We start from the raw sequence: 25,054 nt of genomic DNA on the forward strand, positions 1-25,054 counted from the left end.
CCTTTTAAAACCTTGAGTATTTTATCGTAATTTGCTTGAAAGTTGTGCATATGAATTATAGTGTCGTAACTACAATTTACTGCCTTTTAGCAGTTTGCGCAACTTTTTCTAAATGCACAACGGGTTATATTACTCTTTTAATATCTCTCTCATATTATGATAACTACATATCATATATGTGAGTATAGTTAAATTAGTAAATCTTTTATGGTTTAAACTTTAGAGATACCGTCTATTAGTTTTTGGGTAGATAATACAGTTGCAAATTCATCTTTTAAACTTGCGATAGCAGTATCATGAATAAGTTGTGCTCCATAGTGCTCACCATTTACTCCAACCTTATTAAAAGTGGCAACAGCATCTTCTATTAAATAAGTATTAAAACCAAAATTACCAGCCATTCTCGTAGTCGTAGAAACACAATGATCGGTAGTAAGACCAGCAACCACCAGAGTATCAATATTTTTGTTTTCTAATTGTTCTTTGAGGTTTGTACCAATAAAAGCACTATTTACCTCTTTTTCGATAATAGGCTCATTAGTTAACGGCACTATAAAATCCATGAAATCGTTACCAGGATTGTTTTTTGATAATGGAGAAGAGGGAGTAGTAGAACAATGTTTAATATGAAATACAGGTAATTTCTTCTTACGCCAAAAAGCAAGCAGTTTTTTCATATTAATTTCGGCATCAGGGTTATTGCGCTCGCCACCCCAATATGCTATATCTTCAAAACCTTTTTGAATATCAATTAGCAATAATGCAGAAGTGTTGTCTTTTGAAATACTCATTAGTTTTTTTCTTTTTTTCTAAAGTCGGTATTATAGATCACACCTAACTGCAATCGATCAAAATTAACACCGGTAAAGTGGTTTTTAAGATACCCTAATTGGATACTAAAATTAGATTTTACATTATATCCAACAGCTCCGTATAACCTGTTTTGACCAAAAATTGGCTCCTGTAGGTTAATGAACACTTCATCATATACATTGAGAAACCATTGTTCATTAATAGGGTAGGTGAGCTGTAACCTATATCTTGCTCGGTGTTCGGTGAAATCATCATTTTGTGTACTTATAAATCTTTGCTCAAGACGATATCGGTGTTCAAATTTAAATTTACCGACGCTGTTTTTTAAAATAAACTGTTCGAATATTCGATGTTCATTGGAGTTTTCTTCATCAGGAATATCTTCAAAAGTGCCATCGGTACTAATAAAACCATATCCAAGAGTAGCAATTGCTTTATCATTGATATGATAATTTAACCCGGTCCTTAAGAGTAATTGATTAAATGTGGAAGTCACTTCGTAAAAACGGAATTGCGCTTCAGAATGAATACTAAAGTTATTGCTAATACGATTGGTGCCAAAATACATATACCAGGCACCAAATTCATCTTCGCCATTATCTTGAGCACTCGAGAAATTAATTAAAGAAAGCAATATTAAAAAAAGAAATAGTTTTTTTGTGTTCATGTGTGATTTGTATTTTGAGTTTTTCAAAATTAGGAATTAATTCTGTAGACCATCTGATTTGATAATAAATAAAGGGTGTAAAGATAGAATAAACCAACACCAGTTTTGATATAAAATTATGCTAAAGAAATTACAGTTTTTTTTTGTTGATCATTTCAAAAAAGGATTTGCGATATGTATCACTTATAGGTAATGCTTTATTGACAATATAAGCATGTAAAGAATAGGTTTTGATAATATGATTAATAGATACAATATAGGATTTATGAATCTTAATAAATGTCGTAGAAGGAAGTGTACTTTCTATATGTTTTAGTGTGCTATATGTAATAATTTGTTTGTCTAATAAATGAATCGCTACATAATTTTTTAGCCCCTCGATATAGAGAATCTCATTTATATATACTTTTTCATAATTATTTTTACCATCGGTCTTTACAAATAGGTATTCTTCGGTGGATTTATTTTGATGAATCGAAGATTCTTTCTGCTTAATTTTAAGTACTGCCTGATAAAAACGATCAAACTCAAAAGGTTTTAATAAATAATCAACAGCATTAAGTTCATATCCTTCTATGGCAAATTGAGGATAAGCAGTAGTAAAAATAATCTGTACTTTATCTTTAATAATTTTTGACAACTGAATTCCAGATAAATCCGGCATCTGAATATCAAGAAATACGAGGTCTATATTTTCATTTTCGATATGTTGTAGTGCTTCCAAAGCTTTTGTGGTACTACTGATGAGGTCAAGAAAAGGTACTTTTTCTACATAGTTTTTAAGCAAACGTATTGCTGGCGGTTCATCATCTACAATAAGGCAACGTAAAGATCTGCTCATAATGGAATTTTTAAATAGGCTTCAAAATAAGATTTTTCTTCTTTTTTATGCAATGTAAAATCATTTTTAAAAAGAGCAATTAACCTTTTTTGGATACTAGAATATCCAATTCCCGATGCTGCATAATGCTCTGAATTAGCAACTCTATTTTTAGTGTTGATTTCTAAGCTTTCTGGTAGGATAGTGATTGTGATATTGGCTACTTCAGAGGTGTCATTTACAATTCCATGTTTAAAAACATTTTCAACAAAATGAATAAGCAGCATGGCAGGTACCTTTTGATTTGTAACAATCCCATGTACCTGGTAATTCACAGCTAGATTATCTTCGTAACGTTTTTGGAAAAAATATATATAATCTTCAATAAACTTAAGATCTTTTTCTAGTGATATACTATCCTGGTGAGCTTCATAAGTAACAAATCGTAAAAGATCAGAAAGCCTATGAATGTCTGCAGCAGTTTTTGGTTGACTTTCTATGAGTTCAGAATAAAAACTATTTAGCGTATTGAATAAAAAGTGAGGTCCCAATTGGGATTTAAGTAATTGTAATTCTGCCTTTTTATTCTCAATTTTTAATTGATGAAGTGTTTCTTTATGGTCTATGAATCTAAAGAAAAGATAGATAGCTGTACTAAAAAGTAGACTTTTAGAGGCATAATAAGAGTTGTCAAAAACATAAAACCCAAAATGTCGAGTACGTTCTACATAATTATGCTGTCCTGTAATGGAGTATAATAGCACTTCTTCTAATACATATCGAATACCAGCAAATAAAAATGCCAGTACAATAATTCCGATACTAAATTTAAGGATGTGCTTTCGCGAAAGCGTAAGAGGGCACAATACTTTATAGTTTAATACGTAAATACTAAAAAAAGTGATATACATAGTGATACCGAATAAATATATAGGGTAATCAAAATATTCTGCCCAACTACTTTTGTTCTTATATATGTAATCACCATATAAATCCATTATGATGATTAATGCACCAAGTATGGTATGATATCTCCAACGGTATTTAAATGCTGTCATGATTCAAAAATAACATTTAGAATATTTAATTTTTCCTTATGTGGTTACAATCCCTCTTTTTCTTATACGAAAAGGGGAAACTATACAACCAAATATCTGTTAGCGCAATTATCCCTTTTTTATCCTGCGATTTACCTGTTACATGTAAATTAAAAACCTTTTAGAACACTAACCCTTTATTTTGTTTCAAAATCAAAAAACAATGAAACCAGTTATTATATTTATTACGTTATTTCTATTATTTTCTTGTAAAGAAAAACAATCAGAGCATGTTGTGAGCCAAACCCAAAATGTAGACAAGATACCCGTTATCGATTCTGCATATGTAGCAACTAAAACAGCTTATTTTAAAATTAAGGATGGAGTTATTGTAGGAGATGGTCGAACAGTGCTGGATACTATTATATCTACATCACAATTTGTGATGTTTGGAGAACGTCATGGTTCAAAAAATACTTCGCAATTGATTACCGCTTTGATTCCAATGTTACATACGGGAGGATTTAATCATACTGCTTTTGAAGTTGGACCATATTCGGCTAAAAAATTGGTCACACTTAGCACTCCACCATCAGAAACGGTGAATAACTTAAGGAAATTTACTTCGCAATATGCCGGCAAAGAGGATAATCAAGTTCCAATTCCATTTTTTGATGGTCTCGAAGATGCATATTTCCTTCAATCCATCCGGGAGCATGATATGGGTATTTGGGGACTAGATCAGGAATATTATTCGTCAACCTTATATTTTATGGATGAATTACTCTCTTTTGTAAAGAATGATGCTGATTATACTATTATCAAATCAGAAAAAGAACAAGCGTCCAAAATAATTGCTTCATGGTATGAGAAGGAGGAGAATTCGGATACTGATATTGATCTTTTTACAGAAATCCAAAAGGAACCTAAAGTGCAACAATATTTGAATCGTTTCAGGAAAAATGAAGCTACCAAAAAAATCATCGAAGATCTAGAAATTAGCTGGGATATTTATTCTCGTTGGCGTAAAGATTCACATGCAGATCGGATAAGTTATATGCGTAATAACTTTTTGAAACATTATCAACAAGTAGTAAAAATGGAATCTAATCCTAAGGTATTCTTAAAGTTTGGAGGTTTACACGCTTCTAAAATTCTAACTAATAATTGTTATGATTTGGGTAATTTGATTACAGAACTGGCACATCAGAATAATAGCAAAGCAACGATTATAAATTCCTGGAATTATCACTTTATTGATGAAACAGGAACAGAAGTGAATTATTTGAAAAAATATGCTTGGTATTATAAACGCTTACGAGATCTTATGGTGTTAGGTAAGAGAGATGAATGGACTATTATTGATTTGACAGCTATTCGTGATGATATCCAGAATGGTCGTGTAACTTTACCTAAAAACGGAGATTATCACCGTATCAAAAGTCTTATAGATGGATATGATTATCAGTTAATTCTTCCATTAGATACAGCAGTGACGCCCAATAAAAACTAATCTAAAAAGTATTAATAAAGATTCATTTAAAAACAAAAAATACAATTATGCGTATCATTATTTTGATAATACTACTCAATTTAAGTGTATTATCTATAGCTCAGGAACAAAAACCTGTTATTAGTGTCTTAGGAATGACCCATTTGCATAACCCAGGTGCTGATGCAGTAAATATGGATATGGGTAATATTCATTCTGATAAGAGACAGGCAGAGTTAAAAGAAGTCATTAGCTTAATTTCTAGGTTTAAACCTACTAAAATTGCCATAGAAATAGATAGAGCAGATACATTATGGAGTGAAACCTATTATAATGATTTTGTGAACAATACACTAGAGAAAACAATACATGAAGATGATAGATCTTTTATGTCAAGTGAAACGGTACAAGTATGTTATCCTTTGGCCCAAATGATGAATCATAATAAATTATATGGCATTGATGCTTCTGCAAATTTTGATACAGATGCTGTAATAGCATATGCAGAGAAGCATAACCAAACGGAAGAATTGAAGGAGTTTGAAAACCTAATCCAAACAATGCAAAGTGATGTTGAAGCCATAGCAAAAGGTTCTATTTTGGAAATTATTCAATTCGCAAATTCAGAGAACTTTGACAAGAATTATAATCAAAGATTTTATTTAAAACACCTGATTGGTTTTGGTAAAGATGGTCATTATGTGGGTACTCAAGCTGTTTCTGAATGGTATCTTAGAAATTTAAAGATTTTCACCAATCTTCATAGAATTGTTGAGCCAGAAGATAGGGTTTTAGTAATTTATGGAGCCGGACATAAAGATATACTTGTTGATCTTATTAAAGATCGGATAGATTGGGAATATTATGATATTAATCAAGTATTAAATGTTAGTAAATAGTTGCTTTTATAAAAAATGCTCCCTAATTAGATAATGAGGGAGCATTTTTTATTACATTTTCTTAAGTTGTTTTTTTAAGATTCTGAATCTACTTTTTTAGTTTCAGTTTTTCCATCATTTATTATTTCAGAACCTTTCCCTTTTAAATATGTATCCAAGAATTTAAGTACTCTACCATAAGCCTCAATTTGATTTTCTTTTTTTACAAATCCATGACCTTCATCTTCAAACAATACATATTCAACAGGAACACCATTTTTCTTAACTCCTGCTACAATTTCATCAGATTCTACTTTTAAGACTCTTGGATCCTGAGCACCTTGCAATACAATTAATGGTTTTGTAACCTTTTCAGTATGAAAAAGAGGGGAGATTTGTCTTAATCTAACAGAATCAGCAGTATTAGGATTACCCATTTCGGTATATAAAGCATCTTTAAATGATTCCCACCATGGCGGAATACTTTTTAACGTTCTTAACCAATTAGTTACACCAAAGATATTCACACCTGCTTTAAATTCTTCGGGAGTATAAGTAAGCGCCGCCATTGTCATATATCCTCCATAAGAACCGCCGATAATTCCTATTTTGTTAGCATCAATAATATCTTGTTTTGCTAACCAATCTTTCCCAGCAACACAATCTTTTAGATCTTTATCTCCATGATTTTGATCATCCATTTTGAAAAACGTTTTACCATAACCACTACTCCCTCTATTATTAACAGCTAATATAGCATATCCATGATTTACCAGATATTGAATTGTAGAGTTAAATCCTTGTCTAGATTGTCCGCCTGGTCCACCATGAACCCATACTAATGCGGGAACTTTGTTATCTGCATTAGCTTGTTTAGGTTTGTAATAGATCGCAGGGACTTCTAATCCGTCGAAGGATTTAAAACGAACAACCTCAGAAGTTACAAGATGATCGGCATTGATATCTTTATTAAGAACGTCGGTTAATTTAAAATACTCTTTAGATGTGAGGTCATAAGCATATGAATTGGTAGGAGTATTTGACCCACCCACACTAAGTATAGCCATAGTTTCATCTCTGGAAAATGAAGCTCTATTAATTTGTTGATTTTCTATTGAAGGAAAATCAACTGTTTTGCCGGTTGCAACTTCTTTTACATCCATTACCGTTTTAGCGTCTTCATTGGTAAGCATGATTTGGTATTTTCCGTTTCGAGTAAAATAAAACGTGGAAATATCCCAATCTTTTTCTACTACTTTTTCTTTAGTACCATCTTCAAGATTATACTTCATTAAATAACTGAATTCGGCACTATCGTCTGTTGTATAGTATAGAGATTTACCATCTGGAGAAAAATCCTGAGGAGAGTTGCCACTTATGTTTTCGTTGATTTTAATTTGCTCTTTGGTATTTGTATTCATCAAAAACAAATCATTATCGTTAGTGTTGATCGGTTTGGTAAGAGCTATATATTTTCGATCTTCTGACATACCTCCAAACTGCATTCCATCCTCGTTTTTATATATCAATTTTGATGTAAAGGTGTTAATATTCATTTCATAGTGATCCATGAATTTTGGATTTCGTTCATTACTACCATAGAAGAAACTTTTTCCATCTTTTGACCATCCCCTAAATAATGCCCTTACATTTTTTTCAGGAGTCAAACGTTTTATTCCAGAACTATCTTTTACAAAGATTTTGAATATTTCATCTCCATTGCCATCCATTCTAAATAAAATTCTATCATCTTCGGGAAAGTAAGATATGCCAAAAATAGAAGCACTATCAGATTTGGTAACCGGTATGAATTCGCCTCCTTTTGCAGAAACAGTATACATATTATAAATTCCTGATCGGTTACTGGTCATGAGCACTTTGGACTTGTCATTAGAAAATCCATTAGTAAAGGCATTCTCATTATTCATGAACTGCTCTATCGAATATTGGTCAATTTTAATAGGTTGTTGAGCTATTTCTTCTTTCTTTTCCTGTTTACAAGAATAGAGTAGAAGTGCTCCTATACTAAGTAAGATTAGTTTTTTCATCTATTATATAGTTTAGTTATTATTCTAAAACAAAATTCTTCGCTTCTTTAAAAGGAGAAACTTCTAATTTTTCGATTGCTTCACGATATGGTTTCCAATCACTATTAAAGAAGGTATTGGTTTTATTTAATGCATCTTGTAATGCATCTTTTGCATGTTTTATAAGCGTATTCTCTGTTGAAGTCAGTCCATTCTGACGACTACCAGAATACCAGCTTGCTGTTCCCAAACGCTGCATAACAGTAACTTCTGGGTTACGAGTGATTCCCTGACGCTTATCTTCTTTACCAATGTAAATCGCAATTACGCTATCAATTTTCTTAGAAATATCCTTAGACAGTTTGATTTGATCTTTGAATTTCTTTTTATCTAATTTTTGAAATTCTTTTTGATACTTAGAGGCTATATCTTTACTCTCAACCAATTGCTTTACAGCATCTGCAGCTGTTTGTTGCATTTTTTCTAAATCTTTCGAAATAGCATATATTTCATTAATGCTTTTCTGAGAAACTTTTAATCTAGGATCAGATTGTACTTCTACCGTAGTTTCCGATTTTTGATCACCGTATTCTATAACCAGTTTGTATTTTCCTGGTTTAACGCTAACACCTCCTGGTTCGCGATCTTTTTTCTGTATTTTTCTTGAAGGCCGATCCGCGCCTTTTTCATCCATAAACCAGGTAGTCTTATATATCCCTGTAGAATCAGGAGTTTTCTTTTTTAATGTTCTGATTAAACGATCTCCATCATAAAACTTAAAATGAATAGAGTCCCATTTTATTTTAGCTTCTTCTTTTTCATCCTCTTCTGGATCTTCTTCCTCTTTTTTGCCCTCGGTTTTATCAGAGCTTTCTTCTTTCTTTTTTTCTACCTGGATATAATACGATATCAATGAGCCATAGTCTTTATTTTCACCATTATACACAGCATCTCCACCAAAACGACTTCCTGTAGGTTGCTGATATGCTGCTTGATATGCTATTGATGGTTCAAATACCTGAAGTTTTTGGTTTAAAACGGCACTATTTTTGGCTAAAGCTCTTAGCGGTTTAATATCATCTAATACCCATGCAGCTCTTCCAAAAGTTCCAATAACAAGATCGTGTTCTCTGGACTGAATAGCTAAATCTTTTACAGGAACAGTAGGGAATCCTTTAGTCCATTTTGTCCATTTATTTCCAGCATTAAGGGATATATACAATCCGTCATCAGTACCTAAAAACATTAAGTTTTTTTCGATAGGATCTTCTATAATGCACAACGCATAGCTTTTTACGTCATTTTGATCTACAATACGTTCCCAAGTTTTACCATAATCTCTGGTTCTGTATGCATAAGGTGTATAGTTAAATCTACGATAATCATTAACAACAAGAAGTGCTTCTCCTTTATTTTTATTTGATGCTTTTATTTGTACAATCCAACTTCCTTGAGGCAATCCTTTTATGTTTTTAGAAACGTCGGTCCAATTTGTTCCTCCATTTTGAGTGATATGTAAACGTCCATCATCAGTACCAACCCAAAGCATATTTTGCTCTAATGGAGAAGGCTCGACTACTAAAACAGTACAATGATTTTCTGCTCCTGTTGCATCCATAGTTAATCCACCACTTTCTGCTTGTTTTAATTTTTCTGGATTATTAGTTGTTAGATCGGGTGATATTACTGTCCAGGTAAGCCCTTTGTCAGTGCTTTTATGTACGAATTGACTTCCAAAATAAATGGTACTATTATCAAATGGATCAATATTGATTGCAGCATTCCAGTTAAAACGTAGTTCTACTTTTGGATCTGAATGTGTAGGGCGAACTATATAATTATTTCCTGTCATCCAATCATATCGACTCACAAACCCTTGTTGACTCATTGACCATCCATATCTTGAGTCATCCTTATCCGGTACTACGTCAAAACCATCTCCAAAAGAAATTTCCTGCCAGTAAGAGTTTCGTATTCCTTGAGCTTTCCAAACATAAGCAGGACCTCTCCAACTACCATTATCTTGCATACCTCCATATACGTTATAAGGAAACTCATTATCTACATTAATATGATAAAACTGTGCTACAGGTAGATTACCTATAAAACGCCAGGTTTTACCACCATCACGAGTTATGTTTAAACCACCATCATTACCATCAATCATATAACTTCCATCATTAGGATGAATCCACCATGCGTGATGATCAGGATGTACACCATTATCTACACCATATGCAGGCATTAACTGAGAAAAGTTCTTACCTCCGTCTTCAGAAACATTCACATAAGTAAATACAGAGTATACTCTATTTTCATTTTGGGGATCGACAAATATATCTGAGTAATAAAATGGACGATTACCGATATCTTTTTTGTCATTTACTTTTTCCCATTTAAATCCTCCATCTGTCGATTTATATAATGCGTTCTTTTTGGCTTCAATCAATGCATATATAATATTAGTTTTATTAGGAGCTATTGCCAGCCCAATTCGACCTAATTCTCCCTTTGGTAATCCCTCTTTATCTGTTCTTTCTTCCCAGGTTTTACCTCCATCATGAGTTATATAAAGACCAGAGCCTTCACCACCAGATTTAAAAAACCAAGGATCACGTTTATGTTCCCACATAGCGGCAACTAATTTGTTAGGGTTTTTTGGGTCTATTACCAAATCTGCAGCACCTGTTTTGTTATTATTAAATAAGATTTTCGACCATGTAACTCCTCCATCGGTAGTTTTAAAAATACCTCTTTCTGGATGTTCTCCCCAGGGAGAACCAATAGCAGCAACATAGACGACATTTGGATTAGTAGGATCAATAATTACTTTATGAATATGGCGGGTTTGTTCTAAACCCATGAGTTCCCAGTTTTTACCTCCATCTAGCGATCTGTAAATACCAAAACCTCCATTAAGACTATTTCTCGGATTTCCTTCTCCTGTTCCTACCCAAATTACCGAAGGGTTTGATTGCTGAATCGCAACAGCTCCTATGGATGCAGTAGCTTCATTATCAAAAATAGGCTCCCATTTAATACCTCCCGAAGTAGATTTCCATAAACCTCCTGATGCTGTTCCTGCATATATAATATCAGGATTAGAAGTAACTACATCGATGGACGTGACACGTCCACTCATACCTCCCGGACCTATATTACGAGGAGTACCATCTTTTATAAGATCCATGGTGAATGTTTGTGCAGATACAGAAGAAATTATACCTAGGAATAGCAATAAAAATATTTGTTTTTTCATTTTGTCAAATGTGTGTTAATTATAGTTGTATTTGTTGTTCTAATGTGTTGAGAAAGTGAATGTTTGGATATCTTTCTTTTAATTCTGATAAGTTTTTATCTTTTACTCTTGGCGAAATATGAGTAGCAATTACTTGTTTTGGATTGATATATTTCTTGATCAATTCTAAAGCGTTATCATCTAATAGCATCCAGTATGGAAGAATAGCAATATCTATAGTTTCTTCCTGTAATTTTAATTGATCAAACAAGTTAATTTCTTCAAGCCAGTTGGTGTCGCCTACATGAAGAATGTTTTTGTCATTTAGACGTACAATATAACCCACATTTTCAACTGAGATATGTCTTTCTCCTGCATGATTTATTTTAAGACTTGTGATTGTAATCTCTTCTAATGTAGAAGTTTGCTTGCTATAATTGTCCGTTTTTATTGTAATTACTCTTTCTCCAAATTCAGAAAAGTTCTTGGTAACCTGACTAGCTGCAAAAAGGAACGCTTTTGTATTGGATTCTAAATATTCCTTTGTGAGTTGTTCGCTAAAATGATCTCCATGATAGTGCGTAAATAGAATGGCATTAGGTTTTAAATCGGTAGTAATCTTATCGACTAATTTTTTTGAAGGAAATAAATAATCATCACCATATTTTGTATGCAAGCCATCAATTAAAACAGAAGATTTTCCTCCAGAAATAAATACTCCCATATTGCCCGTATAAGTGAGCATTATGTTTTCTTGCGAAATGCCAGAGACATATAGTAGAAAACTAGTGAAAAGAACGAGTAATTTTGGCACTTTTTGACAGGTTTACTTAGAAGTCTCTAAAGTAAATAAAATGAAAATGCTAAAGTCTTAAAGGGGTGTTAAGGTGAAATCATCTACATTTGAAGGATAAAACCACGGTAAAAATGAAATTTATAGAACTCACACTGAAAAGTCATATAATTGTACATGGGTTTGATGCTCGTAATCAAGAAATCATAGAAGAGGTACATGTTGAAAAAGCTTCTAGAAAATTAGTAGCAATGGATAGAATCTTATCGGTAAGTGATAAGTATATTTTAATACAATATGCCTATGATCGAATTATATACTGGGAGTATATGGAAAGTTTTGAAGAATTGCAGAGCCTGTTAAAGTAATACTCAGAACAATAATATTATAAAATTAGGAAAAAGTTTTGCGTTATGCTTTACTTAAATTCCTGAGGAAAAGATGAAGGTTCAAAATTCCAGAAATAAGGCAATAAGTAGTATGTTATTATTACAATAAGTATAATGGATATTATGTTTAACCAAAATCCTTTTTTCATCATATCAGGAATCGTTAGAAATCCTGAGCCAAATACAACAGCATTGGGAGGAGTTGCCACAGGAAGCATAAATGCACACGAAGCTGCAATAGTAGCTCCTACCATTAATATAAAAGGATGTACATCAAGAGATAGCGACATAGATGCCAGAACAGGCAATAACATTGAAGTAGTGGCAACATTGGATGTGATTTCGGTTAAAAAGTTTACTACTGTGACAATAAATACTAATAGTGTAATAAGGTAAACTCCTTGTAGTAGTGTCATTTGTGTGCCTATCCACATGGCGAGACCAGATGTTTTAAAACCAGCAGCCAAAGCTAACCCTCCACCAAAAAGTAATAAAACTCCCCACGGTAATTTAACTGCAGACTCCCAATTCATCAGAGCTTTTCCTTTTTTACTGCTGGGAAGAAGAAAGAGAAGAATTGCAGCAGTTATAGCAATTGTAGTATCATCTATTGCAGAAAAAATAGGTTGTAATAAAAATGATCTAGTAATCCATGCAAAAGCTGTAAATACAAAAACGCCTAGTACTAACTTTTCTTCAAAAGATATTTTACCAAGTTCTTTTAGTTGTTTCCTTACCTCGTCTTTTCCTCCGGGAAATTCTTTTTGTTTAAATGTAAATGCTACTTGTACCAAATATCGCCAACAAATAAAAAGCATAAGTGCAGAAATAGGGAGCCCTATGACTATCCAGTTAGTAAACGTAATTTCAAAATCATAAATCTCCTTTATGACACCTGCCAAAATAAGATTGGTAGGTGTCCCAATTAATGAGGCAACTCCACCAATAGAAGCACTATAAGCAATGGCTAGCATTAGTGCTTTTCCAAATATTTTGTTTTCATTTTCAATGGTATTTGGGTTATCTGTAAGTTGGGTAATAATTGCAATTCCTATAGGTAACATCATCACTGATGTTGCAGTATTAGAAATCCACATAGATAAAAAAGCTGTAGCAACCATGAAACCAAGAATCATGTTTTTGACATCTGTACCTATAAGATTAATGATATTTAAAGCGATACGTTTATGTAAATTCCATCTTTCTATCCCTATAGCTAATATAAATCCTCCAGCATATAAAAAGACATTATGATTACCAAATGCAGCGGTAGTTGTTTTAATATCCAATCCCCCTGAAAGTGGAAATAAAACAATTGGTAATAACGAAGTAGCAGCAATAGGAATTGCTTCTGTAATCCACCATATAGCAACCCACAGAGTACTAGCTAATATTGCATTAGCTTCTTTTTTTAAGCCTTCTGGATGAAAAAATAATAGTACAAGAATAAAAATTAAAGGGCCCGAAATAATCCCTATTTTTTTAATACTTATATTCATAGGATAGGGATGCTTATTATGAAATCATAGGATTAATAAATGATTTAATATGAATAGTAAAAGTATGTATAAAAGAATTAAACAATTATATCTTTCAAGAAATATTACTTTCAAAAGTTAAAACTTGTAAATCAAATACATTTTATAATAAGTACACCAAGAAATAAAATACAATGGAAGCCTTGAGAAAAAATATTAAGAATTTATCTCAGTTTTTAAACTGGTAATTAAGAACATAATTAATTTCTTTTTGTAATTACTTAGGAGTCATGATTTTAGAATTATCACTATTTCTTGCCGAAATAAGTCTAAAGTCTTTATTTACTTTGATGATAAATATTTTACCTGTATGTAAATTAACCATCTTCCACCTAAATCCATATGAAGTTTCAAATATGGCCGATCTGGCGGTTTTTCGTAAATCAATTTTATCAATATTTTCAATAATTTGATTAGCTAATAAATCTAGACCTCTTTGTTTTACTTCTTCTGCAGAAAGTTTGCGATCTCTGGGGTTTTGAAGATATTTAGTTGAGAGTGTGAATGAATTTTTATCAATATTGATATTTGGGTACAAAGAAAATGAGCAAAGTATCAAAAGGGGTAGTATATAATTTTTCATAATCTGACGATTTTGGTAATTACATACTATGTCATGCACATATTTTGCAATTACACGGAGTTTACGTTTATTCTCATATGTATTTGTTGTAATGCTTTAACAATTATCTCAATAAGGGGTATTGTAAAATTAAACCATTAATGCCCTTTTTTTGGTATTATTTTGTTAAACAAATGATAAATTATCTTAAAATTTAAGATTTTTCATTAAAATTTCATGGATTTATTGAGAAATATTTAATTTGAATAATGATGAAAGGCTATTTTTTATATAATTTTTTACCTGCCTCATAATATTTATCTCCGTCTATCCAAAAAGGAGTTTTTGGATTATTAGCAATATTTCTACATGCTAAAACATAAGATTGAAAAAACTTCAATAAATATTCATAATCCAAAGTATCAGGATTATCAGTAACTTGATGATAATATTTGGTGATTTCTTCATCAAAAGCGGTAAATCCCATACTAAATGTTGGAGCAGGAATACCTTTTGCAGCAAAATTTACATTATCTGACCGGTCAAATAATCCTTGTTCAGGAGCAGGATCATCAATTGCTTTTAGTCCAAATTTGGCAGCAGCATCTACAATATCGTTTTCTGCAGTTGTCCTACCTAAACCAACTATAGTAGCAATGGTAGTATCATTATAACCTCCGTTATCACTATTAAAGCAATATACCATTTGATCTAGTGGAATAACAGGATGTTCTACATACCATTTGCTACCTAAAAGACCTTTTTCTTCACCTGTAAAGAGAATAAAAAGAGCGGATCTTTTGGTTGGGTATTTTGCAATGTTTTTGGCCGCAGAAAGGACAGTAACAGTTCCTACTGCATTATCTCGTGCTCCATTGTATATAGAATCATTTTCTACCGCTTTTCCGATACCTACATGATCATAATGTGCAGAATAAATAACATACTCATCTTTAAGTTTAGGATCTGACCCTTCTACCATACCAACAACATTTTGTGAAAAGCTATTCGTTTTTTTAATTCCTTCAACTACAATCTCAATATCTAATTCTTTATTTGTAGAAAAGAGTTTACTTATTTCTTCAGTTTTGTCATTGATCCAGGTATGAGAAAAAGTATCCGAATTATTTTTATCATCAATATTCATTTTCTCCCCGTTAAAATAATGATCCATCCTAGTCCAAATAGGAGCTTTAACATTGCAAAGTTCAATTATACCTAGAGCACCATTGTCTTTGGCAAGAGCTATTTTCTGAGCTCTCATTGAAAAAGCAGACATCGTATTTTTATTATCCTTAGTACCTACAATAGCAACTATATATTTGCCTTTTACATCAATATCACCATAATTTTCTTTCATTCCATAATCCAGAAAAACAGCTTTTCCTTTGTAATTAGTATTTACTTTAGTAACTGTTAGGATATCATCTAATTCGATATCTCCTATTTTAATTTTGGTTTTTGTAGCGCTGGAGATTTTATTCAATTTTACTTTTTGGAAGTAGGTGTTGCTATCGGGAACTGTTTTTACACCGTAGCCTCTAAGCATATTAGCCAAATATTGAGCAGCAATTTTGTTTTCAGGGGATCCAGTTTGCCTTCCTTTTAATTCGTCAGAAGCTAAAAAATAAATATGACCTTCGATTTCACTTTTAGAAACAGTGGATTTTACTTTGTCAATATCATTCTGTGCAGTAATAGAAAATGTAAAAAGTAATAGTAGTATTGTTAGAATATGTTTTTTCATGTGTAAAGAGATATAATATGTTATGAAAACGAATATATGTGATATGAATTTAAGGAATATCTACTCTCTTCAAAGATAATAAATGTTCGCGATTACAACTTTTGCAATAAAGGAGAAGTTGTTTTTGGTTTCAATTATCCAAAACAAATGTTAATTCTGATTTCTTCAAAGGTCGATTCGTTAGAATCTTTTGCAAAATATACTAACTTTAACATATGAAAAAGAAAAAAGATTTTTTTAAAAAGGGCTTTACCTTTAAAGCCTACGAAGCTCCAGAACAATCTCCTTTTGATAAGCTTTTTGATATTTTTCAGGAAATTATTACACATACTTCTGGTGATCTAGATGAAGCTTTGGATTGGATGAAAGAGTTAGATAAAGAATATGAATTAACTGATGAAGAATATACATTAGATGATTTTGTAGAAGACCTAAAGAAGAAAGGATATATTCGTGAAGAAGTTGATAAAAATGGTAAAGGAGGAATGTCGATTACTGCCAAAACAGAACAGGCCATTCGAAAAAGGGCGTTGGATCAGATTTTTGGAAAATTGAAGCGAAGTGGAGCAGGCAATCACAGAACAAACTATATCGGTAGAGGGGATGAACATTCTGGAGAATTTCGAAATTATCAATACGGAGATTCCTTGGAACGAATATCGATGACAGAAAGTTTAAAAAACGCTCAAATTAATCATGGTATCGGGGACTTAAATCTTACCGAAGAAGACCTCGTTGTTGAAGAAACACAGTTTAAAGCTCAAATGAGTACGGTATTAATGATAGATATTAGCCATAGTATGATTTTATATGGAGAAGATCGAATTACACCTGCAAAAAAAGTAGCTATGGCACTGGCCGAATTAATTACTACACGATACCCTAAAGATACATTAGATATATTAGTTTTTGGTAATGATGCCTGGCCTATTGCTATTAAAGATTTGCCATACTTACAAGTTGGACCCTATCACACTAATACTGTAGCGGGCCTACAATTAGCAATGGATATGCTGCGAAGAAAACGTAATACCAACAAGCAGATTTTTATGATAACAGACGGTAAACCTAGTTGTTTAATAATGCCAGATGGACAGTATTACAAAAATAGTAATGGTTTAGATAGACATATTGTAAATAAGTGCTATATGATGGCTCAACAAGCCAGAAAGTTACATATTCCGATTACTACATTTATGATCGCTCAAGATCCTTATTTGATGCAATTTGTAAGAGAATTTACGTATGCAAATCAAGGAAAAGCATTTTATACTGGATTAAAAGGATTAGGAGAAATGATTTTTGAAGATTATGAAACTAATAGAAAAAAAAGAATCAAAGGATAATATTATACCATTAGAAAATAATACTAAAAAGAAAAAGAAAAATTTCGAAATAGATGAAAATTGAAAAAATAAATACGCTGGGTCAATTAAAAAAAGAAGGATATAAAAGTATTTCCATTAAAGATGAACTTAGAAATAACCTGAGGACAAAAATTGGCAATAAAGAAAAAACCTTTACAGGAATTCATGGTTATGAAAATACTGTGATTCCCGAATTAGAAAGAGCAATTCTTTCCAGGCATAATATTAATTTACTGGGTCTAAGAGGTCAGGCAAAAACTCGTTTGGCAAGACAAATGATTAATTTGTTAGATGAATGGATTCCTATTGTAGATGGATCAGAAATTAATGATGATCCTTTTAATCCTATTTCTAGATATGCGACTAATTTAATTGAAGAAAAGGGGGAGGATACCCCAATTAGCTGGTTACATAGATCAGAACGTTTTTCAGAGAAACTAGCTACTCCAGATGTTACCGTAGCAGATATTATAGGGGATGTGGATCCTATTAAAGCGGCTAACCTAAAATTAAGTTATGCCGATGATAGAGTAATTCATTTTGGGATGATTCCCAGAGCAAATAGAAGTATTTTTGTAATCAATGAATTACCAGATTTACAAGCACGTATTCAGGTAGCATTATTTAATATTTTGCAAGAAGGCGATATCCAGATTAGAGGATTTAAGCTGAGGCTACCCCTAGATATGCAATTTGTATTTACCGCAAATCCAGAAGATTATACTAATCGGGGAAGTATAGTAACACCATTGAAGGATAGGATTGGATCGCAAATCTTAACACATTATCCTGAAACAATAGAAGTGGCAAAAACAATAACGCAACAAGAAGCTAAGCTTGATGAGAGGCAAGCGGATTTGGTGTATGTACCGAATATAGCAAAAGACATATTAGAACAGATTAGTTTTCAAGCGAGAGAAAGTGAATTTATTGATCATAAAAGTGGTATAAGTGCAAGGATGAGTATTACTGCTTATGAAAATTTATTAAGTACAGCAGAATATCGAGCTTTGCAATCTGGAGATAGTACCACTTTATTGCGTTTGAGTGATTTTATAGGTATTATTCCTGCAATCACTGGTAAAGTAGAGTTAGTATATGAAGGGGAGCAGGAGGGAGCTGCATCTGTAGCACATTCTTTGATAGCAGATGCAATAAAAACATTGTTCCCGGATTATTTTCCTAATATAGAAAAATTAGAAAAGGAAGATTATGAAAGCCCTTATCAGGAATTAATTAATTGGTTTTTTGAAGAAAGCGGGTTTGAATTATTGGATGATGTATCAGACGCAACATACAAGGAGAAACTAGATGTAATAGCACCACTTAATGATCTAATCATAAAATATCAACCAGAATTGAGTAAAGAAGATAGCTATTTTATGAAAGAGTTCTTATTGTGGGGATTAGTAGAATTTAAAAAACTAAGCAAATACAGGCTGTCAGAAGGATTTAGGTTTAAAGATCTTTACGGGAGTTATATCAGTGGTTTATAGTATATATTTACCACCAAACAACAAAGAATCGTGCATAAGAATCTTCATTTTCTTTCATCCAAAGAAGTGGAGATTTTTTTTGTAAAAGAGGGGTTTGTATTTGTGGTAAGATTTCTTCAAAAGAAAACCATGTATTGCAATATTTTGGATTAGAAATCCAATCTTTTTTTTGTGGTATATAGAATTGATAATTACCATATTGTTCATCAGTAAAAGCATTTGATTTTTCCCAAAAACCAACAATACAGTTATTGTTTATCATAGGGAAAGTGTGATGTTTTAGCGTAATAGGAACAAACAAATATGATATAAAACAAGCTTGTTGATTGATTTTTGATACATCAAGCTGCAGGTTTTCTAAAATAGGTTTGGTTTCTTTTTTATACAGTAGAGGAAACTGTTTTAAAGTTAGTTTTTTTACTTTTTGGAGTAATGAATCTTTTCTATTTGGACCAATCCAAGTCTCAAGTCCATCTCCTAGAGTGGTGTCATAAAGATAAAATTTACAAACTAATTCTATATGTAATACTTTGTTTTGTTGAAGATCTTTAACGATAAAATCTAACTCTCCTATTGTAATTTTATGATCGAATACCTGAATGTTTTTTGCAAGAAGATCATATCGATCGGATGAAGTTATACAATATTCAAAAAAGTGCTCTACGCGTTTTCCTAAAACCTCATTTTCCCCAATATTAATTTGTACAATTTCAGGATGAATAGCATTTTTGATTAATTCTTCAAAATTAAAAATAGAGAATTCACATGATGTCCCACTATTCCATAAAGAAGTACTGTTTAAAAAACTCAGGTACTGATGTTTGAGAGACATCTAGGTCAATTTTGATTTAGTAAATACAGAAAAGTACTTGTTAATAATTGGCTTTAAGATTTTTCTATCTACAGGTTTAGAGACAAAATCATCACATCCAGCCTCTAATGCTTTTTCTATATCTTCTTCTGTTGAATATGCCGTTTGTGCAACTATAGGAAGACCAGGTCTCATTTTTTTTATTTTCCTTGTTGCAGTATATCCATCCATGATAGGCATTCTTATATCCATTAATACTAAATCTATAAGAGTATTATTCTCACAAATATCTACAGCTTCTTTACCATTTTCAGCACGATGAATAACAAATTTATATCCTTTCATTTTTGATAAAATGGTTTTAAGAAATAAGAAGTTAATGTCTCCATCTTCGACAATTAAAATAACCTGCTTGATTGGGATATCCATTTTCACTTCAGAAGTATCAGAAACAGTATCTTTATTAGGATCAATGATAGGCTGATAGGGAATTGTTAATTTAAAAGTAGATCCTTTATTGAGCATCGACGTGAATGAAATATTTCCATGAATCAATTTTGCGTTTTTTAAAGCAATGGATAATCCTAATCCAAGTCCGTCATAGCTTTTTGTTACTTCTTTTTCAGATTGAGAAAAATTTCTAAAGATTAATTCCTGGTCTTGTGGTTTAATGCCAATACCGGTATCAATAATCTTAATAAGGATTTGATTATCTATAATTTCACAAGAGATTTCAATAATACCTTTGTTTGTAAATTTGATCGCATTATCAATAAGGTTATATAAAATTTTATTGATTTTTAACTTATCCATTAATATAATTCCTTGATCATCAGTCAGAGAATTATTAAGGTAAATTGCAATATTTTTAAGGATGGCTTTGCTTTGAAAATTTGAGAATAGTTTTTGCAATAGATCATTAAGATTCATTTCTTCAAAACGAACCTCGACCTGATTGGTTTCTAATTTTGATATTTCAATAATATCATCTATTATATTGATGAGTTGATTGCTACTATCTATAATAATTTTTGAATATTCTTTTTGTTTCTCGGGAGTGATTTTTGGATCATTAATTAATTCTGAAAAACCAATAATACCATTCATTGGGGTACGTACTTCATGAGAAATATTATGAATAAATGCTGTTTTTAATTTGTTACTTTCTTCTGCACGTTCTTTTGCTATATTCAATTCTTTGGTTTTTTGTCTAATTAAGTACTTAAGATATCGATTAAGTAGAAGAATTATAATAAGAGAAAGAAGGATAATCCCTGTAAGTATTATCCAAAAACTTGGTTTTTTATAAAATGGAATAATTGCATGATATAACCAGCTGTCAAAAATAATTTCCTTTTCATCATCGGTTATGCTTTTGGTGGTTTTTGAAAAAATTTGATTAAGTATCTCATTGTCTTTCTGCACCGCAATGCTAGGAGTATAATTGTATTTTGTCTCAGAAACTATTTTAAGATTATCCAGATTTTCTGTATTAATCAAATAATTAGCGACTGCTTTAGGACCAATGTAGGCATGGTACTTTCCTGAACTTACTTGCCGTAAACAAGTAATACCATCAATTTCTGTCGAAACAATAAGGTTTTTTTCTTTTTCTTTAAGAATTTCATGTATGCCATAGTCTTTAGGAACTGCTATGGTTTTATCATAAAAATCTTTCAGATTTGATCCATAAGATGAATCTTTTCTAGTTATAATTGAATAAGGGGACTCAAAGAGTTTAGAATAAAATTCAAGGTAAGAACTACGCTTCTTGGTTTCTTGAATTTCTAATATGATATCAATTTTATTACTTTTTGCATCATTTAATAATCGCTCCCAATTGGTATATAATTTTTTTTGAAACTTATGATCTATTTTGTTCTCGATCAGTGTGAGATAATCGATCAAAATACCATCTATTTTTTCGTTTTCATTAATGAATTGATATGGGGCGTAATATGGAAATACACCAACAGAAATACTATCATTGGCTTGTAACCAATTTTTTTCATCTTCTGTAAGTATTTGAGATTTAGAACAAGAAAAGATACCTATTAAAGCAAGTGATAAAGGAAAAACATATTGTATTTTTTTTGGCATAGTAGTTAGCTAAATATCCATTACTTTTTCTCTCCCTCATTACTAAAGATACTATTTAATAGGAACACTATCAAAAAAAGAACAATCTTATTTTACAAAACGAATACTATCATAGTGTTTTTGAAGAAGTTGATGTTAGATACTTTTTCAGAATTTTACTAGTAATTTTTGGGTCCAAAGGTTTTGAAATAAAATCGTCACACCCGGCAGCAAGAGCATTCTTAATATCTTTATTTGTTGAATAGGCGGTTTGTGCGATAACAGGAAGTTCGGGGTGTGATTTTTTAATTAATCTTGTAGCTTCATAACCATCCATTTCAGGCATTTTTATATCCATAAAAACGAGATCTATATCCTTGTTTTTTTTACAAAATGCAACAGCTTCTTTACCATTTTTTGCGCGATGAATAACAAAATTGAAATCCTCCATCTTCATTAATATAGTCTTGAGAAATAAAAAATTGACTTCACCATCTTCTGCAATGAGAATGATATATTCTTTGAGATTTGTTTCTAAAGACTTAGGGGCTGTTTTAAGTCCAAAATTCTTAGAGGTTATAGACGTATAAGGAAGCTCAAGTCTAAACTTAGATCCTTTATCAGGAATGGAAGAAAATGATAATTTGCCTCCCATTAAAGCAGTATTTTCTTTAGCAATAGTCAATCCAAGTCCAAGTCCTCCATATTTTTCGGATATTTGGTTTTTTGATTGAGAGAAACTCTTAAATATACGATGTTGGTCTTTTAATTCAATTCCTATTCCAGAATCTCTTACAGTAATAATTAAAGAATCGTTTTGTATTGCACATGAAACTAATATACCCCCTTTTTTAGTAAATTTGATTGCATTTTGAATAAGACCATTGATGATCTTTTTCAATTTAGATTTATCAATAATGATAAAACGTTGTTGATTTGTAAGATTATTATTAAGAATAAGAGTAATTCCTTTTTTCTTTGCTTTAGTTTCAAAAGTAGAAAAAGTGTTATCTAATAGATAAAAAAGATCAGTTTCTTCGGCATGAATATTAACAAGTTTAGTTTGTAATTCTGAAATCTCGAGTATACTATCCATGCTATGAATTAATTGTCTACTACTGTCTACTATAATATCAATATATTTAGCTTTTTCTATTGAAGATACCCCGGGTTCTTTTAGGAGTTTAGAGAACCCAATAATACCATTCATCGGAGTACGGATTTCATGTGATATATTATTAATAAAAGCTGTCTTTAATTGATTATCTTTTTCTGCAAGATCTTTTGTAATTCTTAAAGCTTTTGTTTTTTGGCTAACTATATATCCCAAGTAAAAATTAATGCATCCAACACCTATTGCCCCTAATAGCATAAAAAAGAAAAAAGGAAACCAGAAATTTGTCTTCTTATAAAATGGTTTTGTTTCTATATAAAGCCAATTTTCTATTATACTTTGTTTTTCTTCATGAGAGATATTATGAATTGCTTTTTGAATAATAGAATTAAGTATAGTGTTATTCTTGCTTACGGCAATTCCTGGTTTATATGCTAATTCGGTTTCTGAAACAATTTCTAAATTGTTTAAATCCTTATTCTTAATAAGATAATTAATAACAGCTTTTGGACCAATAGATGCATCATATGTTCCTGAATTTAATTTTTGAAGACAAGTCAAATCATTGCCATCTTCAACAAAATTAAACAAAGGATACTTTTGCTTTAAATTTTCAAAAATTGCATAATCTTCTGGAACGGTAATTATTTTGTTTTTAAAATCACTAATCTTACTTCCATTATAAGTGCCCTTTCTAGCTACAATTACATGTTTTGACCTAAAGGATTCTGCATAAAAGTTTAAATAAGTTTCTCTATTTTTGGTAGATTGCATTTGCATAATAAGATCTACTTCACCGTTTTGTGCATCTTTCATTAATTCTGGCCAATCCAAGTAATATTTTCTTTGAAATTTATAGCCTATTTTTTCTTCTATTAAAGCTACATATTCTACAAAAACACCAACAATAGTGTCGTCATCATTGATGAATTCATAAGGAGGGTAATACGGGAAAGACGCAATGGCAATGCTATCATTTTGTGCTAACCATTTTTTTTCCATATCCGTTAATATCTCTCTCTTAGAACAAGAGAAAAACAGAACTGAACATAGTAAAAAGACAAGGGGGATAAGAAATATTTTCTTATTAGACATTTAAATACAATCTTATAAAACAATGATAGTGATCTTGTTAAAGATAGTATAATGATAATATTTTAAAAAATTTAAGTTGATTATTTATTTATTTCGGTGCCATCAGGGTATAATGCAAACCTACCTTTTGACGGTGAATGTACATGATCATAACCAGACCAAGGCCAGCCTCCAAATTCAGTTTGTTGATATTCTTGGATAGCTTCTCTAATTTCTATTTGACTATTCATAACAAATGGCCCATGTTTTACTACAGGCTCATTAATAGGCTTGCCTTGTAACATTAATAAGTGTCCCTCTGAAGCGGTATTTTTAATAGTTATTTCCTGATCAGATTCTAAAATGATTTCATGATGAACAGGTATAGTATATTCTTCTGCGATAATTTCTTTTCCTTTAAAGAAATATAATGACCTGTTAAGCCCACTAGAAGCTTTTGGAAAAGTGTAGATTGCGTTAGGGGCCATTTTTATAGTCCATATGGCTACTTCGTTTTGAGGATCTGCCGCCCAGGATTCTGGTGCAGGTTCTGGAGCGGTTTTATTATTTAGACTCCCTGCGATTAATGTAATCTCAGTATTGTTTTTGTGCTCATCCATTACATTAATTTTTGGAATTTCCTCATTCCACAACATTTTAAAATGAGGCGTCACCATTTTTTTATTTCTGGGAAGGTTAAGCCAAATTTGAAATAATAGAAATGGATTTTCTTCTTTTGTATTTAATAATGGAAACATTTCAGAATGTTGTACACCTTTACCTGCTGTCATCCATTGTACATCGCCATTTCCAAAACGTCCTGCAGCTCCTAAGGAATCAGAGTGATCTACTAATCCTTTTTGCACAATAGTAACAGTCTCAAAACCTCTGTGAGGATGTGCGGGAAAACCTGGTATTTTAGTACCATGATACATACGCCATCCATCTTTTGGAGTGAAATCTTGACCAATGTTCCTTCCTTCAAGTGAAGCATCGGGTCCTAATTGTCCATTTCCCTTGGGATATTGATCTTCATGATATGCACAAAATAAAAAAGGGTCACTGGTTTCCCAGGGAAAGCCTAAAGGTTTGATTTTTTTTATAGCACTCAT

At 31.6% G+C, this 25,054-nt stretch carries 19 protein-coding genes; 5 read left to right on the forward strand and 14 right to left on the reverse strand.

The genetic code is table 11. The annotated features are described in order from the left end of the window. Positions 1-212 precede the first annotated feature (212 nt). The 4 genes from FOF46_RS00800 to FOF46_RS00815 all read right to left on the reverse strand — a co-directional run bounded on the left by FOF46_RS00800 (position 213) and on the right by FOF46_RS00815 (position 3,358). A complete protein-coding gene (locus FOF46_RS00800) occupies positions 213-791 on the reverse strand; it encodes a cysteine hydrolase family protein (RefSeq protein WP_143915132.1) in 579 nt (192 codons plus the stop codon). Further along, positions 791-1,480, reverse strand: coding sequence for a DUF2490 domain-containing protein (locus FOF46_RS00805; protein WP_143915133.1), 690 nt, complete (start codon positions 1,478-1,480; stop codon positions 791-793). Before FOF46_RS00805 ends, FOF46_RS00800 begins: the two co-directional genes overlap by 1 nt. A gap of 130 nt (positions 1,481-1,610) precedes the next feature. Further along, a complete protein-coding gene (locus FOF46_RS00810) occupies positions 1,611-2,321 on the reverse strand; it encodes a LytR/AlgR family response regulator transcription factor (protein ID WP_143915134.1) in 711 nt (236 codons plus the stop codon). Next, positions 2,318-3,358, reverse strand: coding sequence for a sensor histidine kinase (locus FOF46_RS00815; protein ID WP_143915135.1), 1,041 nt, complete (start codon positions 3,356-3,358; stop codon positions 2,318-2,320). Before FOF46_RS00815 ends, FOF46_RS00810 begins: the two co-directional genes overlap by 4 nt. A gap of 202 nt (positions 3,359-3,560) precedes the next feature. On the opposite strand from FOF46_RS00815, the gene FOF46_RS00820 reads away from it, so the two are divergent. Continuing rightward, positions 3,561-4,850: a hypothetical protein gene (locus FOF46_RS00820; protein WP_143915136.1), complete on the forward strand. Its 1,290-nt coding sequence runs from the start codon at positions 3,561-3,563 to the stop codon at positions 4,848-4,850. A 47-nt stretch (positions 4,851-4,897) separates the two neighbouring features. Further along, a complete protein-coding gene (locus FOF46_RS00825; RefSeq protein ID WP_143915137.1) occupies positions 4,898-5,728 on the forward strand; it encodes a DUF5694 domain-containing protein in 831 nt (276 codons plus the stop codon). A 74-nt stretch (positions 5,729-5,802) separates the two neighbouring features. Here FOF46_RS00825 and FOF46_RS00830 read toward each other — a convergent pair whose 3' ends face one another. From FOF46_RS00830 to FOF46_RS00840, 3 genes are read right to left on the reverse strand one after another with little or no spacing between them, the layout of a single operon-like run. Then, positions 5,803-7,755 carry a S9 family peptidase gene (locus tag FOF46_RS00830; protein ID WP_143915138.1) on the reverse strand — a complete coding sequence of 651 codons (1,953 nt, stop codon included), beginning with the start codon at positions 7,753-7,755 and terminating at the stop codon, positions 5,803-5,805. A 19-nt stretch (positions 7,756-7,774) separates the two neighbouring features. Continuing rightward, positions 7,775-10,993, reverse strand: a complete 3,219-nt coding sequence (locus FOF46_RS00835) for a VPS10 domain-containing protein (protein WP_143915139.1) — start codon at positions 10,991-10,993, stop codon at positions 7,775-7,777. Between the two features lie 19 nt (positions 10,994-11,012). Continuing rightward, the gene (locus FOF46_RS00840; protein ID WP_143915140.1) at positions 11,013-11,786 is read right to left on the reverse strand and encodes an MBL fold metallo-hydrolase; all 774 of its coding nucleotides are present in this window, start codon (positions 11,784-11,786) and stop codon (positions 11,013-11,015) included. Between the two features lie 113 nt (positions 11,787-11,899). Here FOF46_RS00840 and FOF46_RS00845 point away from each other — a divergent pair, with 113 nt between their 5' ends. After that, positions 11,900-12,133 (forward strand): hypothetical protein, encoded by a 234-nt coding sequence (locus FOF46_RS00845; protein WP_143915141.1) that lies wholly within the window; start codon positions 11,900-11,902, stop codon positions 12,131-12,133. 50 nt (positions 12,134-12,183) lie between these two features. On the opposite strand, the gene FOF46_RS00850 is transcribed toward FOF46_RS00845, so the two are convergent. The 3 genes from FOF46_RS00850 to FOF46_RS00860 form a co-directional block, all read right to left on the reverse strand. Further along, entirely contained in the window at positions 12,184-13,653 is a 1,470-nt protein-coding gene (locus FOF46_RS00850; protein ID WP_143915142.1) for an SLC13 family permease, read from the reverse strand. A 256-nt stretch (positions 13,654-13,909) separates the two neighbouring features. After that, positions 13,910-14,275: a hypothetical protein gene (locus FOF46_RS00855; RefSeq protein WP_143915143.1), complete on the reverse strand. Its 366-nt coding sequence runs from the start codon at positions 14,273-14,275 to the stop codon at positions 13,910-13,912. Positions 14,276-14,534: 259 nt separating this feature from the next. After that, positions 14,535-16,001 carry a M28 family peptidase gene (locus FOF46_RS00860; protein WP_109434614.1) on the reverse strand — a complete coding sequence of 489 codons (1,467 nt, stop codon included), beginning with the start codon at positions 15,999-16,001 and terminating at the stop codon, positions 14,535-14,537. Between the two features lie 215 nt (positions 16,002-16,216). On the opposite strand from FOF46_RS00860, the gene FOF46_RS00865 reads away from it, so the two are divergent. Together FOF46_RS00865 and FOF46_RS00870 are read left to right on the forward strand one after the other, a co-directional pair. Beyond that, entirely contained in the window at positions 16,217-17,347 is a 1,131-nt protein-coding gene (locus FOF46_RS00865) for a vWA domain-containing protein (protein WP_143915144.1), read from the forward strand. A 53-nt stretch (positions 17,348-17,400) separates the two neighbouring features. Continuing rightward, complete coding sequence (locus FOF46_RS00870; RefSeq protein ID WP_109434616.1) at positions 17,401-18,864, forward strand: magnesium chelatase; 1,464 nt, start codon at positions 17,401-17,403, stop codon at positions 18,862-18,864. 7 nt (positions 18,865-18,871) lie between these two features. Here the strand turns inward: FOF46_RS00870 and FOF46_RS00875 are convergent, their stop codons facing one another. The 4 genes from FOF46_RS00875 to FOF46_RS00890 form a co-directional block, all read right to left on the reverse strand. Next, entirely contained in the window at positions 18,872-19,696 is an 825-nt protein-coding gene (locus tag FOF46_RS00875; RefSeq protein ID WP_143915145.1) for a DUF1853 family protein, read from the reverse strand. After that, a complete protein-coding gene (locus tag FOF46_RS00880; RefSeq protein WP_143915146.1) occupies positions 19,697-21,775 on the reverse strand; it encodes a response regulator in 2,079 nt (692 codons plus the stop codon). A gap of 109 nt (positions 21,776-21,884) precedes the next feature. Next, positions 21,885-23,870, reverse strand: coding sequence for a response regulator (locus FOF46_RS00885; RefSeq protein ID WP_167571710.1), 1,986 nt, complete (start codon positions 23,868-23,870; stop codon positions 21,885-21,887). A gap of 173 nt (positions 23,871-24,043) precedes the next feature. Further along, positions 24,044-25,054: a pirin family protein gene (locus tag FOF46_RS00890; RefSeq protein WP_143915148.1), complete on the reverse strand. Its 1,011-nt coding sequence runs from the start codon at positions 25,052-25,054 to the stop codon at positions 24,044-24,046.

Origin of the sequence: Aquimarina algiphila (assembly GCF_007489275.1) — a bacterium.
GTDB lineage: Bacteria > Bacteroidota > Bacteroidia > Flavobacteriales > Flavobacteriaceae > Aquimarina > Aquimarina algiphila.

Excerpts from the sequence above, each read along its gene's own strand:
- FOF46_RS00800 (WP_143915132.1), bottom strand. The coding sequence starts at position 791 with ATGAGTATTTCAAAAGACAACACTTCTGCATTATTGCTAATTGATATT.
- FOF46_RS00805 (WP_143915133.1), bottom strand. The coding sequence starts at position 1,480 with ATGAACACAAAAAAACTATTTCTTTTTTTAATATTGCTTTCTTTAATT.
- FOF46_RS00810 (WP_143915134.1), bottom strand. The coding sequence starts at position 2,321 with ATGAGCAGATCTTTACGTTGCCTTATTGTAGATGATGAACCGCCAGCA.
- FOF46_RS00815 (WP_143915135.1), bottom strand. The coding sequence starts at position 3,358 with ATGACAGCATTTAAATACCGTTGGAGATATCATACCATACTTGGTGCA.
- FOF46_RS00820 (WP_143915136.1), top strand. The coding sequence starts at position 3,561 with ATGAAACCAGTTATTATATTTATTACGTTATTTCTATTATTTTCTTGT.
- FOF46_RS00825 (WP_143915137.1), top strand. The coding sequence starts at position 4,898 with ATGCGTATCATTATTTTGATAATACTACTCAATTTAAGTGTATTATCT.
- FOF46_RS00830 (WP_143915138.1), bottom strand. The coding sequence starts at position 7,755 with ATGAAAAAACTAATCTTACTTAGTATAGGAGCACTTCTACTCTATTCT.
- FOF46_RS00835 (WP_143915139.1), bottom strand. The coding sequence starts at position 10,993 with ATGAAAAAACAAATATTTTTATTGCTATTCCTAGGTATAATTTCTTCT.
- FOF46_RS00845 (WP_143915141.1), top strand. The coding sequence starts at position 11,900 with ATGAAATTTATAGAACTCACACTGAAAAGTCATATAATTGTACATGGG.
- FOF46_RS00850 (WP_143915142.1), bottom strand. The coding sequence starts at position 13,653 with ATGAATATAAGTATTAAAAAAATAGGGATTATTTCGGGCCCTTTAATT.
- FOF46_RS00855 (WP_143915143.1), bottom strand. The coding sequence starts at position 14,275 with ATGAAAAATTATATACTACCCCTTTTGATACTTTGCTCATTTTCTTTG.
- FOF46_RS00860 (WP_109434614.1), bottom strand. The coding sequence starts at position 16,001 with ATGAAAAAACATATTCTAACAATACTACTATTACTTTTTACATTTTCT.
- FOF46_RS00865 (WP_143915144.1), top strand. The coding sequence starts at position 16,217 with ATGAAAAAGAAAAAAGATTTTTTTAAAAAGGGCTTTACCTTTAAAGCC.
- FOF46_RS00870 (WP_109434616.1), top strand. The coding sequence starts at position 17,401 with ATGAAAATTGAAAAAATAAATACGCTGGGTCAATTAAAAAAAGAAGGA.
- FOF46_RS00875 (WP_143915145.1), bottom strand. The coding sequence starts at position 19,696 with ATGTCTCTCAAACATCAGTACCTGAGTTTTTTAAACAGTACTTCTTTA.
- FOF46_RS00880 (WP_143915146.1), bottom strand. The coding sequence starts at position 21,775 with ATGCCAAAAAAAATACAATATGTTTTTCCTTTATCACTTGCTTTAATA.
- FOF46_RS00885 (WP_167571710.1), bottom strand. The coding sequence starts at position 23,870 with ATGGAAAAAAAATGGTTAGCACAAAATGATAGCATTGCCATTGCGTCT.
- FOF46_RS00890 (WP_143915148.1), bottom strand. The coding sequence starts at position 25,054 with ATGAGTGCTATAAAAAAAATCAAACCTTTAGGCTTTCCCTGGGAAACC.